The sequence below is a fragment of the Rhodanobacter sp. Root627 genome, from assembly GCF_001427835.1.
Classification (GTDB): domain Bacteria; phylum Pseudomonadota; class Gammaproteobacteria; order Xanthomonadales; family Rhodanobacteraceae; genus Rhodanobacter; species Rhodanobacter ginsenosidimutans.
Genome location: NZ_LMGW01000003.1, coordinates 366,943 through 380,937, shown reverse-complemented (window position 1 = coordinate 380,937; position 13,995 = coordinate 366,943). Strand labels below are relative to the sequence as shown.

The following is a 13,995-nucleotide window of genomic DNA, read 5'->3' as shown; positions in this document are numbered from 1 at the left end:
CATGCCCTCAGCCCGCACCTCCGTTGGTAATAAGGAGTACGAGTACAAGGACAAGGATGAGCGCGCCGCGCAATCGCGGCGGACCAGCAACCATCGCGGGATGATTCATTCCGGTGATGCGGCGATGTGTGCTGCGCTGCGACATGTCGTTGACCGTACGGCACACCCTCTGGCTTGTCAACACTTACGTTTGTAATTGAGTGCACCGACAAACGAACGCTGGTGTATGGACGTCCAGAAGTCCGGACGTCCATCGGCGCGAGGCGTACTTTGCGGGCAATCATGGGCGAATCAACCATTCGTCGACGTACGGTTGGATCAGGCCGTGTGTGCAAGCAGCCAGTCGTGCAGCGCCGCGTCGGTGGCCGCCAACGGCAGCGCGGTTGCCGGGCGCTGGAGCATCGCCGCCAGCGCCGGCGGTACGTCCAGCGGATGGCCGAGCAACGGTTCCACCACGCTTTCGAACTTGGCGGCATGGGCCGTGGACACCACGGCCCAGCTGCCGTTGTCGCCCGCGGCGCGCAACTGGTCGAGCAGATGCATCGCCGTGGCCGTATGCGGGCAGAACACCTCGCCATGCTGGCGCGCATGCAGCGCGATGGTCTCGCGGATGGTGGCGTCATCCACGCAGTCGGCGCGCAGCAGGCGGCGCAGCACCGACGGATCGGGGTAGGTCCAGCGCAGCCGCTCGAAATTGCTCGGTGCGCCCACGTCCATCGCATTGGCCAGCGTCGCCACCGCGTCGCGTGGCGTGTACTCGGCGCCGCCGAAATAATCCGCCAGCGTGGCGTTGGCGTTGCATGCCAGGCGTACTTCGCCAATCGGCAGACCCATCTCGCGCACCCACAGGCAGGCCAGTGCGTTGCCCAGGTTGCCGGTGGGCACGATGAAGTTCAGCGGCTCGCCGTGCGCATGCCACCAGCGCAGCGCGGTGTACGCGTAATAGCTCATCTGCGGCAGCAACCGGCCCAGGCTGATGCTGTTGGCTGACGACATCGGCACCTGCGCCTGCAACCCGGCGTCGTTCAATGCCGCCTTGACCATCCGCTGGCAATCGTCGAAACGCCCGTCGACCCTCAGCGCGGTGACGTTGTCGCCGAAGCTGCCCAACTGGTGCGCCTGTCGCGGCGAGACCTTGCCGTCGGGGTAGAGGATCACCACCCGCACGCCGGGCCGCTGGTGGAAGGCCGCGCCCACCGCGGCGCCGGTGTCGCCGGAGGTGGCCACCAGGATCGTCAACGGCTGGCCGCTCACCCGCGGCAAGCGCTGCAGGCATGCCGCCAGGAAGCGGGCGCCGAAATCCTTGAACGCCGAGGTGGGTCCGTGGAACAGCTCCAGCATCAGGCTCTGCGGATGTTGCGGCAGCGGGCGCAGTGGGGCGTCGAACACGAACGCCTCCGCGCAGATGGCGGCCAGCTCGTCGGCCAGCGGGTCGCCGGCAAAGAACGGCGCCAGCAGCGTGGCGGCGGTGTCGGCCATGCTGCCGCGCGGGTCGAACGTGGCCGGGTCGATCCTGGGCAGTACCTCGGGCACGTACAGGCCGCCATCGGGTGCCAGCCCCGCGGCGATCGCCTGGCTGATCTCCACCGAGGGGCTGCGTGCGCGGGTGCTGGTGTAGAGCAGGGGTTCGATGCGGCTCATGGATTGCCCTCGATGGCGGAAATGACGGCGGCAGCCGGGCCGTTCACCGGCGACACCAGGGCGTCGCTGTCCAGCCCCGCTTCGGCGAAGGCGGCGTGCATTGCGGCCGCTGCGCTCTCGGCTTCGGCGCGCGATTCGTACCAGCCGAACACGCTGGGGCCGCCGCCGGAAATGCTGGCGCCCAGCGCGTTGTGGTCGAGCGCGGCCTGCTTCACCTTGGCGAAATTGGGTACCAGCGCGGCGCGGCGCGGTTCGACCAGCACATCCTTCAGGCCTTCGCGCACCAGCGCGGCCTCGCCGCGATAGCAGCCGGCCAGCAGCAGGGCCAGATTCGTGCTTTGCGACACGAACTCGCCCAGCGCGTAATTGCCCGCCAGCGCGGCGCGTGCCTTGCGCGTTTCCAGCACGTAGTGCGGATGCACCAGCGCGCAATGCCACGCTGCCGGCACCGGCACGCGCAGCAGCCGGGTTTTGGTGGCCAGCACCAGGCCGCCCAGCAGCATCGGGCCAAGGTTGTCGCCATGCTGGCTGCCGCTGGCCAAGGCCTCGCCTTGCAGTGCGAACGGGTACAGCGCTTCGGGCGAAAGCGGCTGCGGCAACAAGGCATTGGCGGCCACCAGCGCGGCCACGCAGGAAGCGGCCGAACCGCCCATGCCCGACCCCAGCGCGATGCCCTTGTGCAGGGTCAGTTCGAGGCCATGGTCCAGCCCGAGCGCCTTGTGGAATGCAAGCAAGGCCACGCCGGCGGTGTTCTTCTGCGGATCGGTGGGGAGCGCGGTGACGCAGCCACGAATGTCGGCGATGCGCACCTCGGGTGATTCGATCCGGCGTACCTCGGCGCGATCGCCGGGACCGGCCAGGCTGTGGCCCAGGATGTCGAAGCCGACGGCAACATTGCCGACGCTGGCATAGGCCACCGCGCAGGCGACTTCGCGGCCGGTTTCGTTGCGTGCGGGGGTGAGGACGGACGCGTTCATGCGCGCACCCCCAGCGACTCGGCAATGCGCAGCAGGTCGGTGAACACGCCCGCGGCGGTGACCTCCGGGCCGGCGCCCGGCCCCTGCACGACCAAGGGGTTGTCGCAATAACGGCGGGTGGTGAATTGCACGATGTTGTCGGTCAGGCGGGTGTGGGCGAAGGTGTGCGCCGCGGGCAGCACCGCCAGTTTCACGCTGGCGTGGCCGTGGCGGTCGAGGCTGGCGACATGACGCAGCACGCCACCGCCGGCGCGGGCGGCAGCCAGCTGGCTGGCCATTGGCGCATCGAGATCGGGCAGGCGCTGCATGAAAGCCTCGGGCGACAAGGCCGCCAGTTCGGGCGGCACCAGGCTCTGCACGTCGACCTCTTCCAGCGACAGCGGCCAGCCCGCCTCACGGGCCAGGATCACCAACTTGCGCGCCACGTCCATGCCGGACAGGTCGTTGCGCGGGTCCGGTTCGGTATAGCCCAGCGCGTGGGCTTCGCGGACCAGGGTGGAAAACGGGTGGTTGCCGTCGTGGCGGTTGCACAGCCACGCCAGCGTGCCGGAGAACATGCCGTCGATGGCCAGCAGCTCGTCGCCGGTATCGAGCAGGTCGCGCAAGGTCTGCACGATCGGCAGGCCGGCGCAGACGGTGGCTTCGTAGCGGAAACGCGCGCCGCCGTTGGCGCAGGCGGCGCGGATCGCATGCCAGCGCTGCAGCGGACCACTGCCGGCCAGCTTGTTCGGGGTGACGACGTGGATGCCCGCCGCCAGCCAGTCGGCATAGCGTTCGGCCACGGCGTCGTTGGCGCTGCAGTCGATCAGCAAGGCGTGGCGGCCGTCATCGCCGGTGACATGGGCAGCGAACTCGTCGAGGTTGCCCGGGCGCCAGATCTGGGCGCGCTCGGCGCCGCTGCCCAGCCCGACGCGCAGTTCCGGGTCGTCGCAATCGAGCCACATGCGTTTGCTGGCGGCCACGCCGCACAGTCGCAGGTCAAGCCCGGCGTCGCGGGCCAGCCGCGGTTGGGCGGCGCGCAACTGCGCCAGCAGGGCACTGCCGACCCGACCGGGGCCGATCAGCCCGACAGCCAGTACGCGACGGCGCGCGGTCGAGCCGGGCGTGGTCGCGGTCAGCGGCAAGGGCTGCAGTTGATCGACGAGTGGTGGTGCGCAGGTGTTCACGATTGCCTCTCCGGAAGAGGCCCGTGCTCGCTGGCGGTGATCGGTGTGTGCCGGCCCGCTTCATCGAGGGCGGGGCCGTTTGCGTCTGTAACTCTATGCGCGCACGGATACCCACCCGAAGCCAGTAATGGTAATCGGGGTAATCGTGGCGGTGATGATCACGGCGTCGAACGACGGCGGCACGGAGCCGCGACCAGGCGGCGTGGGATGCATGTGTGCTGGCGTGGATGACGGCGACATGACGTCGACCATAAGGGCGTTGCTGCACTGCAGTCAACAGATTCATTTGTAACTTTATGCGGCGCGCACGGCGGCGCTCCCGGCGTGTTGCACACGCCGTGCGGATGGAATGCGGCGCCGCAACGAACGCCGGTCGCGCCGTACCGCCTCGCTCAGTGCGCCAGGTCGATGGCGTAGGTCGCGGTGCCGTCGCCGTTGTCGCGAAGCACGCTGATGTTCGTCAGTCCCGCCGCGCGCGCCACGGGCAGCTTGCCGCCGGGTGCGCTGAACACCACGGGGCCGCGCGTCCTGAGTGGCGCGAAACGCCAGGTCGCCAGTTCCAGCGAGGCGGCGCCGACGGTCCCGCGTTGTTCCAGCCACCTGGCCAGGATCTCGCGGTTACCGTCCGCCACGCTGAGTACGATGCTGCTGCCGTCCAGGCCGGGGAAATGGCCGCCACCGTTGGCGCGGTAATTGTTGGTGACCACGATGAACGGCTGGGTCGGGTTTACCGGTTTGCCGTGGAAGGTCAGCGAAACGATGCGTTGGCCCGTGGGCTTCGACACGTCGATCAGATAATGGATGCCGCCCTGGATCTGATCGAAGTTGTACCCGGTGAAGTGGGTATTGATCAGCGCCTGCTCGCCGGTTTTGGCCGGGTCGATGCGGTTGAAGCGCTGGGCGGATTTCTCCAGCCAGGCCTTGACCCCGGCACCGTCGGTTTTCACCGCGGCCAGGGTGTTGGGATAGAAATACAGGTCGGCGGCGCTGCGCAGGGTCAGCGGGCCGGCGGGCACGTCGGTGTAATCATCGATGCCGCCGAAGCCGGTGCGGAAGGCGGCGGCGGCGGAAAGCACCGGCACCTTCGCCAGCTCGGGGTGCAGCCGCGGCAGTTGCCTGCGCACGTAATCGGCCTGCGCCGCATTGACCGGCGCCAGCGCGGTCAGGTTGCCCTCATCGGCGAAATAGCTGCTCATGCGCAGCGTGCTTTCGCCGATCGGGGTGTCGATGTAGGCGATGGCGGCTTCATGCGCTTTCTGCACCAGCGGTGCGATGGCAGGATCGGCGGGCACGCAATCATCCTTTGCCTTGCAGATCGGCCGCACCTCGCTGTGGCTCTCGTCGCGATTGACCGCCCAGCGACCGTCCTTGCGCTCCAGCACCAGCTGGATCACGCCCAGGTCCTTGCCGAAGAAGCCGCCCATCACCGCGGGTACGCCGCGCACGAGACCGCGCTTGGCGTCGACATCTTTCATGCCGGCGTAGCGCGGGCCGGGGAATTCGGTGTGCGAATGGCCCAGCAGCAGCGCATCGATGCCGGGCACGCCGGCCAGGTACCAGCCGGCGTTTTCCATCTCGGGCGTGTACGGCGCGGTGTTGAGGCCGCCGTGCAGGATCGCCACGATCAGGTCGGGGTGCTGCGCCTGCAGTTGCGGCAGGTATTTGTTCGCCGCCTCGACCACGCCGCTGACCGTGACCTTGCCGGCCAGGTTCCGCTTGTCCCAGTCGATGATCGGCGGCGGGGTGAAGCCGATGATGCCCACTTTCAACGGCACGCGGAGTTTGCTGCCGTCGGCGGTGTAGGCGTCGATGGTTTTCGTTACCACCGTCAACGGCTGGAAGATCGGCTGCCCGTCGCGGACGCTGAAGACGTTGGCCAGCACCAGCGGAAAGTGCGGGCCGGCGCAGCGGTCGGCGTGGCCGCCATCGACATTCATCGGCGTGCCGGTGACCTGCGACAGGAAGCCCAGTCCGTAGTTGAATTCATGGTTGCCGGCGGTGCCGCCGTCGTAGCCCACCGCGTCCATCGCCCGGTAGATCGCCAGCTCCTGGTCGCAGCGCACCGGCTTCACCAGCGCCTGGTAATCGGCCAGCACGGTGCCCTGGATGGTGTCGCCGCTGTCAAACAGGAAGGTGTTGGGGAATTCGTCGCGGGCGCGCCGGATCAGCGTGGCGGTACGCTCGTAGCCCAGCGAGTCGTCCGCCTTCAGCTTGTGATAGTCGTAGCTGAGCACGTTGGCGTGGACGTCGGTGGTCTCCAGGATCGCCACGCTGGCGCGCGCGCCGTCCGGCGCCGAAACCGGATGCGATGGCTGGCTGGCGCAGCCGGCCAGCAGCGCGGTGGCGAAAACAAGCGGGAGCAGCGCGCGGTTCGACATGGGGGAGGTCCGTGCGCCGTCCGGGCGCAAAGCGGCAGGATAGGCATGCGGCGGTGCCGGCGCCAATGCTGTCAGTCACGGTCGGCAGCATCACGCGATTTGTCATGTTCAACGATTATCATGCCGCGCTCGTGCACCGCCGCCCTTCCACCGAGTACTGCCATGCATCGTCGTTCCATCATCGCCGGTCACCTTGCCCTCGGCATCACGCTCTCGCTGCTGGGCGCCTGCGCCAGCGCGCCGTCGACGACATCCGCACATGCCGCGATCGATGTACCGGCCATCCAGCGGCCGCAGGGCGAGACGCCGCAGTGGTGGTTCCGCAGCGGCGCGGCGCAGGCCGCGCAGGCTTCCGCCCAGGCGCATGCCGATGGTCAGCGGGCGAAGAATGTCATCGTGTTCCTGGGCGACGGCATGAGCATCCCCACGATCGCGGCCGCCCACGTGATGGCCGGCCAGCGCAAGGGCGTCGATGGCGAAAGCTACCGCCTCAGTTTCGAGAAGCTTCCGTTCAGCGCATTGTCGCGCACGTATGAAACCGATCAGCAGACCCCTGACTCGGCCGGCACCATGACCGCGATCATGAGCGGCGTGAAGACGCGCGCCGGCTTCATCGGCGTGTCGCAGGTGCCGGCCCGGCAGGACTGCGCCGCCAGTCGCGGGCAGGAGCTGGTGAGCACGCTGGAACTGGCGGCCGCGGCGGGCATGAGCACCGGCGCGGTCACCACGGCGCGAATCACGCACGCCACGCCCGCGGCCACGTACGGCCATCTGCCCGAACGCAACTGGGAAGTGGATGCGGCGATGCCGGCCGCGGCACGCGCCGAAGGCTGCAGGGATTTCGCGACGCAGTTGATCGACTTTCCCGCCGCCAGTGGACTCACCGTGGCGATGGGCGGCGGGCGGCGGAATTTCCTGCCCGTCGCCGTGGCCGATCCGGAGTATCCAAAGAAGTCGGGCGCACGCATCGATGGGCGCAATCTCGTCGACGAATGGACGGCCAAACACCCCGACGGAAAGTACGTCTGGAACACTGCCCAGTTCAATGCGCTGGACCTGGCGCACACGCCGCGCCTGCTGGGCCTGTTCGAGCCGTCGCACATGCAGTACGAGCACGACCGCTCGAAAGGCCCCGGCGGCGAGCCCAGCCTGGCGCAGATGACGCGCAGCGCGATCACCGTGCTCAAGCAGAACCCGAACGGCTTTTTCCTGATGGTCGAGGGCGGTCGCATCGACCATGCCCTGCATGCGGGCAACGCGTACCGCGCGCTGGATGAAACGATCAGCCTGGCCGACGCGGTGCAGGCCGCGCTGGACGCCACCGACCCGGCCAATACGCTGATTGTGGTGACCGCCGACCACAGCCACACGCTGACCTTCGCGGGTTACCCGCGCCGTGGCAACCCGATCCTGGGCAAGGTGCGCGGCACCACCGACAGCTACGACGAGAAAAGTACGGGGGCGCTGGCGCACGATGCGACCGGCTTGCCGTACACCACGCTGGGCTTCGCCAACGGCCCCGGCTACACCGGCGCCAGCGACGAGCAGGCCGAGGGATCGAAACATTTCCCTCACCAGCCGAAACATTACACGGCGATCAGCAAGGGGCGTCCCGACCTCACTGACGTCGACACCACCGATCCGGATTACCTGCAGGAGGCGGTGGTGCCGCTGGGCGGTGAAACGCATGGCGGCGAGGATGTGGCGATCTTCGCCAGCGGCCCCGGCGCGGCGGCGTTCCACGGCGAGCTGGAGCAGAACGCGATCTTCCACGTCATCGTGCAGCACGCACCGCGGATCCGCGCCGAGCTGTGCCGGCTGGGCAGTTGCAATGCCGATGGCGTGCCGGTGGATCGACCCACGCGGCAGGCCTGGCTGCGGCAGCTCGGCGCACCCGCCGCCACCCGGTGACAACGCCGGCACCGGCGTTGCCGATCGCCGCGCAGGTGCGGGTGATCGCCCATCGCGGCGCCAGCGCGTGGCGGCCGGAACACACGCTGGCGTCGTACGCCAAGGCGATTGCCGACGGCGCCGATTTCATCGAACCCGATCTGGTGATGACGCGCGACGGCGTGCCGGTGGCGCGCCACGGCAACGAGATCGGCAGCACCACCGACGTGGCCGATCACCGCGCGTTCGCCAGCCGCCGCACGCGCAAGCGCATCGACGGCGACCTGGTCGAGGGCTGGTTCGTCGAGGATTTCACCCTGGCCGAGCTGAAACGGCTGCGCGCCCGCGAGCGGCTGCCACCGCTGCGCGGGTCGCGCTACGACGGCATGTTCGCGATTCCCACGCTGGAGGAAATCATCGACTTCCTTGCGGCCCAGGCGGACGTGCAGGGGCGAACCATCGGCCTCATGCCCGAGCTGAAACACGGCAGCTATTCGCGCGGGCTCGGCCTGCCGATGGAGGATCGCGTGCTGGACATCCTGGCCGCGCACCGCTACACGCGCCATGCGCCGGTGGAGCTGCAGTCCTTCGAGATCGGCAACCTGTTGTACCTGCGTCGTCAGTTGGGGCCGGAACGCGCCAACATCAGCCTGCTGCAATTGATCGATGACGATCATCCGCAACCGGCGGATGTGCTGGCCGCGCATGGCACGCTGACCTATGCGCAGATGCTCACGCCGGCCGGCCTGCACCGGATCGCCACGTATGCCGAGGCGATCGCGCCGCCCACGCGCATGATCATTCCGCTCGGCGCCGATGGCCGGCTGGCGCATCCGACCACGCTGGTGCGCGACGCGCACGAAGCGGGGCTGCAGGTGCAGCCGTACACGTTTCGCCCGGAAAACATCTTCATTGCCGCCGATTTTCACGATGGCGGAGCGCCGGAGGCCTGCAACGAGGCCGGCTCCATCGCCGAGATCCGCGCCTATCTCGATACCGGTATCGATGGCTTCTTCACCGACGATCCCGCGTTGGGGCGCAAGGCGCTGGCGTTGCGCTGAAACCGCGTGAAATACGGCAAAAAAAGCCTTTGTTATGCTGACCCATTGTCGCAAGGGGAAAAGCTCTATGGGTTTTATCGCCAAACTGGTACGTCACAAATCAATCGAACACCTTCAGGCCGAGGCCGGGCAGCGCGGCGATTTCCGTCGCGTGCTGGGCTTGTGGCAACTCACCGCGATCGGCGTGGGCGCCATCGTCGGCGTGGGCATTTTCGTTCTCGCCGGCCAGCAGGCCGCCGCCAATGCCGGCCCGGCGGTCGTGCTGAGTTTTCTCATCGCCGGCCTGGGCAGCGCCTGCGCCGCGCTGGCCTATGCCGAGTTTTCCGGCCTGATTCCGGTTACCGGCAGTGCCTATACCTACAGCTACGCGGTGCTGGGCGAGTTGTTCGCCTGGATCATCGGCTGGGACCTTTTGATCGAATACGCGCTGATCGTGGGTGTGGTGGCGATCGGCTGGTCCGGTTACGTGCAGGCGCTGATCGAGCAATTGTTCGGCGCGCATTTGCCGGTGTGGGCGCAGGGCGCCTATGACCCGAGAAACCCCGACAGTGGCAAGGTATTCAACGTGATCGCTGCGGGGATCACGCTGCTGATCGCCTGGATGCTGACGGTGAAGACCGAGTGGGGCGCGCGTGCGAACACCGTGATCGTGGCCATCAAGGTGATCGGCGTGGCACTGGTGATCGGCGTGGGCGCGTTCTACGTCAACACCGCCAACTGGCACCCGTTCATTCCCGCGGCGATCACCACCGAAGGGCTGACCCAGTACGGCTGGGGTGGCGTGCTGGCGGCGTCCAGCATCGTGTTCTTCGCGGTGTTCGGTTACGACACGCTGACCACGGCGGCGGAGGAGTCGACCAATCCGCAGCGTGACCTGCCGCGCGCGGTGCTGCTGTCGCTGGCGGTATCGATGGCGCTGTACGTGATGGTGTCGCTGGTGTTGACCGGCATGGTGCCGTACCAGCAGCTGGCCGGCCCGGCGCCGGTGGATGCGGCATTCAAGGCGCTGGGCCTGCACTGGGTACGCGGGATCATTTCGGTGGCGGCGGTGGCCGGCATCACCAGCGTGATGTTCGCCTTCATGCTGGGCGCGGCGCGCATCTGGTTTGCGCTGGCGCGCGACGGCCTGTTGCCGAAGTGGTTCGCCAGGGTGCATCCGAAGTACGGCACGCCGGCGCGGCCGACCATCATCCTGGGTGTGTTCACCGCGCTGGTGGCCGGCTCGTTGCCGATCGGCGAAGTGGCCGAGCTGGTGAACATCGGCACGTTGGCGGCGTTCATCATCATCTGCGGCTCGGTGCTGTTGTTGCGCGTGCGCAAGCCGGATCTTCCGCGCGGCTTCCGCACTCCCGCGCTGTGGCTGGTGGCCCCGGCCGGCATGCTGTTTTCGCTGTTCCTGATCATCGGCTGGCCGTGGTTCAGCGACGGCCGCTTCCATCTGCTGGGCGGCCTGCCGTGGATCACCATCGAGCGCTTCATCATCTGGATGGCGCTGGGCCTGGTCATCTATTTCGGCTTCGGCATCCGGCACAGCCGGCTGGAACGCGAGCCGTGATGTGACGGGGCGCCCGGCGACCAGGTGCCGCCGGGCGTCGTCAATTGACCTGTTCGGCCGCGGGGTGCCGACTGCTGATGACCCGGTCGCGGCCCTCGCGCTTGGCTTCGCGCATCGCCTGGTCGGCACGGGCCAGCAGGGCTTCGATGCTTTCGTGCGGCAGGTGGCAGGCGGCCACGCCGACGCTGATGGTCAGCGGGCCGTCCGGCCGTTCGACCTGGCGTACGGTCTGGCGCAGCAGTTCGGCGCGCCTGCAAGCCTGGGCCAGGTCGAGGCCGGGCAGCAGCAGGGCAAACTCTTCGCCGCCGATGCGTGCCAGCAGATCCGTGCCGCGTGCCTGCCCGCGCAACACCCGGGACAGCGCCACCAGCGCGGCGTCGCCGGCGGCATGACCGTGGTTGTCATTGAGCAGCTTGAAGTGGTCGGCATCCAGATAGAGCAGGCAGGCCGGCCGCTGTTGCTGGTGAAGCTCGCGCAGCGTCCGTCGGGCCAGTTCAAGGAAGCGGTTGCGCAGCAGCAGTCCGGTGAGGTCGTCGGTATTGGCCCGCTCGCGCAGCTGCTGCTCCAGTTGAAACTGCGCAAACAGCGTACGCGCCATGAACGCTCGCAGCACCGTCGACAGCATGATCGCGATGCACATGTAGACCAGGTACTGCATCACCCGCGTGTGGTCGATGTCGCCGATCAAAAGCATCGGCAGCGGGCCCAGCGCACATAGCGCCATGGCGCAGAGGAAATCCCAGCGGGCCAGCCAGATCACCGATGACGCCACCGGCAGCAGCAGCCCCGGCATCACGCCCGATCCGTGGACGCTGCCGATGCTGTTGAGGTTGATGCCCCCTTCCAGCAACAGCACGCACAGCAGCGCGAGCAGGCTGAGGTGCCGTGGCTCGCTTGCGCGGCGGGCCGTCACGGCCACCAGCAGCAGTGGCAGCAGCGGTGCCAGTCGCAGCGGCAACGGCAGCGCCGAGCTGCGGATGAAGGTGCTGGCGATGGCCGCCACGGCATAGGCCAGGGTGGCTACCAGCATCAGCGCATGGATCATCGGGCCGCGCTGCCGTGCCAGATAGCGAACGTATTCGCGGCGCTGGTCGGCGTCGTCGGCATGTCGTCGGCTTTCGAACAAGGCGGCCATGGAGGTCTCGTGGGTGAAGGCGGCGCGGAAACGGGTCAACTCGCTAAGACACTGAGGGTGATGCAGCAAGAACGGTGCCAAGGTCATGCCAGTGGATGGGGTCGTGACCTTCGGCATGGGTTAAGCGCAGGGGCGCCGGTCTAGGATCGGCGGGCCGTATCTCTGTCATGACAGTTTTGCCTGCCGCCAAGCACGCTCCAGGCGAGCCGAGTGGCATCGTTGCGCTGCGAGTCCGGCGCTGCCTGTCGGGCGCCCGACACGATCCCTTTCCCCGGAGAAGCTTTTGAAACTCACCTGCCTCACCTCAGCCCTCGCCGCCGCTGCCCTCGGGATCAGTTCCTTCGCGGCCTTCGCCGATGTGCCGCCGCCGCGCGACGTGCCGTTCGAGGGCACCGTGCAGATCAATGTGGATGCCACCGACGTGGCCCATCGCATCTTCCGCGTGCACGAGGTCATCCCGGCGCAGCCCGGTCCGCTGACCCTGCTGTACCCGCAGTGGCTGCCGGGCAACCATTCGCCGACCGGGCCGATCGACAAGCTGGCCGGGCTGGTAGTGACCGCCAACGGCAAGACGCTGCCGTGGAAGCGCGACACGCTGAACGTCTACGCGTTCCACGTCGATGTGCCGGCCGGCGCCAGCAGCGTGGAGGTGGCGTTCCAGTTCCTTTCGCCGCAGGAAAAAAACCAGGGCCGCGTGGTGATGACGCCGGAAATGCTGAACCTGCAGTGGAACGCGAGTTCGCTGTACCCGGCCGGCTACGCCACCAAGGGCATCACCGCGCAGACCAGCGTGAAATTCCCCGCCGGCTGGCAGTTCGGCAGTGCGCTGGAAGTGGCCTCGCGCGACGGCGACACCGTGCACTTCAAGCCGATCAGCTACGACAACCTGGTCGATTCACCGATCTACGCGGGCAAGTACTTCAAGCGCGTGGACCTGGACCCGGGCGCCAAGGTGCCGGTGCACCTCAACATCGTGGCCGATGCGCCGAAGTACCTGGAGATCACGCCGGAGCAGCTGAAAGTGCACCGCAACCTGGTGCAGCAGATGTACAAGCTGTACGGCGCGCGCCACTACAACCACTACGATTTCCTGTTCTCGCTGAGCGACAAGATGAGCGGCAACGGCCTGGAACATCACCGTTCCAGCGAGAACGGCGTGGGCACCGGCTACTTCACCGAGTGGGACAAGAACGTACTGGACCGCGACCTGCTGCCGCACGAATTCAACCACTCGTGGGACGGCAAATACCGCCGCGGCGCCGACCTCACCACGCCCAGCTTCAACGTGCCGATGGAGGATTCGCTGCTGTGGGTGTACGAAGGCCAGACCCAGTTCTGGGGCTTCGTGATGGCCGCGCGTTCGGGCCTGTGGAGCGAGGCGCAGACGCGCGACGCACTGGCCGAGGTGGCCGCGCGCTATGACCGCGGCCGCCCGGGCCTGGCCAGCTGGCGCAACCTGCAGGACACCACCAACGACCCGATCATCGCCCAGCGCGCGCCGCTGCCGTACCGCAACTACCAGGCCAGCGAGGATTACTACTCCGGCGGCCAGATGATCTGGCTGGACGTGGACGCCAAGCTGCGCGACCTCAGCCGCGGCAAGCACTCCATCGACGATTTCGCCAAGGCCTTCTTCGGCATGAACGACGGCGACTGGGGCGTCAACACCTACGTGTTCGAGGATGTGGTCAAGACCCTCAACGACATCCAGCCGTACGACTGGAACAGCTACCTGCGCACGCGGCTGGACGGCCACGGCCCGCTGATCGGCGGCGTCGAGGGGCACGGCTGGAAGCTGGTCTACGACGACAAGCCGTCCGACATGGTGAAGGCCATCGAGGCACGCCGGCATTCCGCCGATCTCACCTATTCGATCGGCTTGTCGATCGGCAAGAGCGGCGCCATCGGCGACGTGCTGTGGGACAGCCCCGCGTTCAAGGCCGGCATTTCCCCCGGCATGACCGTGGTGGCGGTCAACAACCATGAGTACGACGCCGATGCACTGAAGGACGCGATCACCGCCGCGGCGAAGGACAAGAGCCAGCCGGTGGAATTGCTGGTGAAGAACTTCGACGAGTACAAGACCGTGCGCATCGACTACCACGGCGGCCTGAAATACCCGCACCTGGTGCGCGACGACAGCAAGCCGGACACGCTGGGCAAGCTGCTCAAGGCACGCTGACTCATGCCTT

Annotated in this window: 9 protein-coding genes; 4 read left to right on the top strand and 5 right to left on the bottom strand. The window is 67.5% G+C overall.

Annotation, left to right across the window (positions count from 1 at the left end):
* Positions 1 to 318: 318 nt before the first annotated feature.
* The 4 genes from thrC to ASD68_RS14485 all read right to left on the bottom strand — a co-directional run bounded on the left by thrC (position 319) and on the right by ASD68_RS14485 (position 6,162).
* Positions 319 to 1,641, bottom strand: coding sequence for a threonine synthase (gene thrC / locus ASD68_RS14500; protein ID WP_082546087.1), 1,323 nt, complete (start codon positions 1,639 to 1,641; stop codon positions 319 to 321).
* Positions 1,638 to 2,618 (bottom strand): homoserine kinase, encoded by a 981-nt coding sequence (locus ASD68_RS14495; RefSeq protein ID WP_056607996.1) that lies wholly within the window; start codon positions 2,616 to 2,618, stop codon positions 1,638 to 1,640. Before ASD68_RS14495 ends, thrC begins: the two co-directional genes overlap by 4 nt.
* Positions 2,615 to 3,784, bottom strand: coding sequence for a homoserine dehydrogenase (locus ASD68_RS14490; protein WP_056607994.1), 1,170 nt, complete (start codon positions 3,782 to 3,784; stop codon positions 2,615 to 2,617). Before ASD68_RS14490 ends, ASD68_RS14495 begins: the two co-directional genes overlap by 4 nt.
* Positions 3,785 to 4,176: 392 nt before the next feature.
* On the bottom strand, positions 4,177 to 6,162 hold the full coding sequence (locus ASD68_RS14485; protein ID WP_056607992.1) for a bifunctional 2',3'-cyclic-nucleotide 2'-phosphodiesterase/3'-nucleotidase: 1,986 nt from the start codon (positions 6,160 to 6,162) through the stop codon (positions 4,177 to 4,179).
* A 162-nt stretch (positions 6,163 to 6,324) separates the two neighbouring features.
* Here ASD68_RS14485 and ASD68_RS14480 point away from each other — a divergent pair, with 162 nt between their 5' ends.
* The 3 genes from ASD68_RS14480 to ASD68_RS14470 all read left to right on the top strand — a co-directional run bounded on the left by ASD68_RS14480 (position 6,325) and on the right by ASD68_RS14470 (position 10,668).
* Positions 6,325 to 8,073 (top strand): alkaline phosphatase, encoded by a 1,749-nt coding sequence (locus ASD68_RS14480; RefSeq protein ID WP_056607989.1) that lies wholly within the window; start codon positions 6,325 to 6,327, stop codon positions 8,071 to 8,073.
* Positions 8,070 to 9,113 (top strand): glycerophosphodiester phosphodiesterase, encoded by a 1,044-nt coding sequence (locus tag ASD68_RS14475; RefSeq protein ID WP_235578754.1) that lies wholly within the window; start codon positions 8,070 to 8,072, stop codon positions 9,111 to 9,113. Before ASD68_RS14480 ends, ASD68_RS14475 begins: the two co-directional genes overlap by 4 nt.
* Positions 9,114 to 9,180: 67 nt before the next feature.
* Positions 9,181 to 10,668 carry an amino acid permease gene (locus ASD68_RS14470; protein ID WP_056607987.1) on the top strand — a complete coding sequence of 496 codons (1,488 nt, stop codon included), beginning with the start codon at positions 9,181 to 9,183 and terminating at the stop codon, positions 10,666 to 10,668.
* Between the two features lie 40 nt (positions 10,669 to 10,708).
* On the opposite strand, the gene ASD68_RS14465 is transcribed toward ASD68_RS14470, so the two are convergent.
* Complete coding sequence (locus tag ASD68_RS14465; protein WP_056608107.1) at positions 10,709 to 11,803, bottom strand: GGDEF domain-containing protein; 1,095 nt, start codon at positions 11,801 to 11,803, stop codon at positions 10,709 to 10,711.
* A gap of 283 nt (positions 11,804 to 12,086) precedes the next feature.
* On the opposite strand from ASD68_RS14465, the gene ASD68_RS14460 reads away from it, so the two are divergent.
* Positions 12,087 to 13,985 (top strand): M61 family metallopeptidase, encoded by a 1,899-nt coding sequence (locus ASD68_RS14460; RefSeq protein WP_007081384.1) that lies wholly within the window; start codon positions 12,087 to 12,089, stop codon positions 13,983 to 13,985.
* The last annotated feature ends 10 nt before the right edge of the window (positions 13,986 to 13,995 follow it).

What these genes read in the sequence shown, in the direction of transcription:
- thrC (WP_082546087.1), bottom strand. Translation starts at nt 1,641, where the DNA reads ATGAGCCGCATCGAACCCCTGCTCTACACCAGCACCCGCGCACGCAGC.
- ASD68_RS14495 (WP_056607996.1), bottom strand. Translation starts at nt 2,618, where the DNA reads ATGAACGCGTCCGTCCTCACCCCCGCACGCAACGAAACCGGCCGCGAA.
- ASD68_RS14485 (WP_056607992.1), bottom strand. Translation starts at nt 6,162, where the DNA reads ATGTCGAACCGCGCGCTGCTCCCGCTTGTTTTCGCCACCGCGCTGCTG.
- ASD68_RS14480 (WP_056607989.1), top strand. Translation starts at nt 6,325, where the DNA reads ATGCATCGTCGTTCCATCATCGCCGGTCACCTTGCCCTCGGCATCACG.
- ASD68_RS14470 (WP_056607987.1), top strand. Translation starts at nt 9,181, where the DNA reads ATGGGTTTTATCGCCAAACTGGTACGTCACAAATCAATCGAACACCTT.
- ASD68_RS14465 (WP_056608107.1), bottom strand. Translation starts at nt 11,803, where the DNA reads ATGGCCGCCTTGTTCGAAAGCCGACGACATGCCGACGACGCCGACCAG.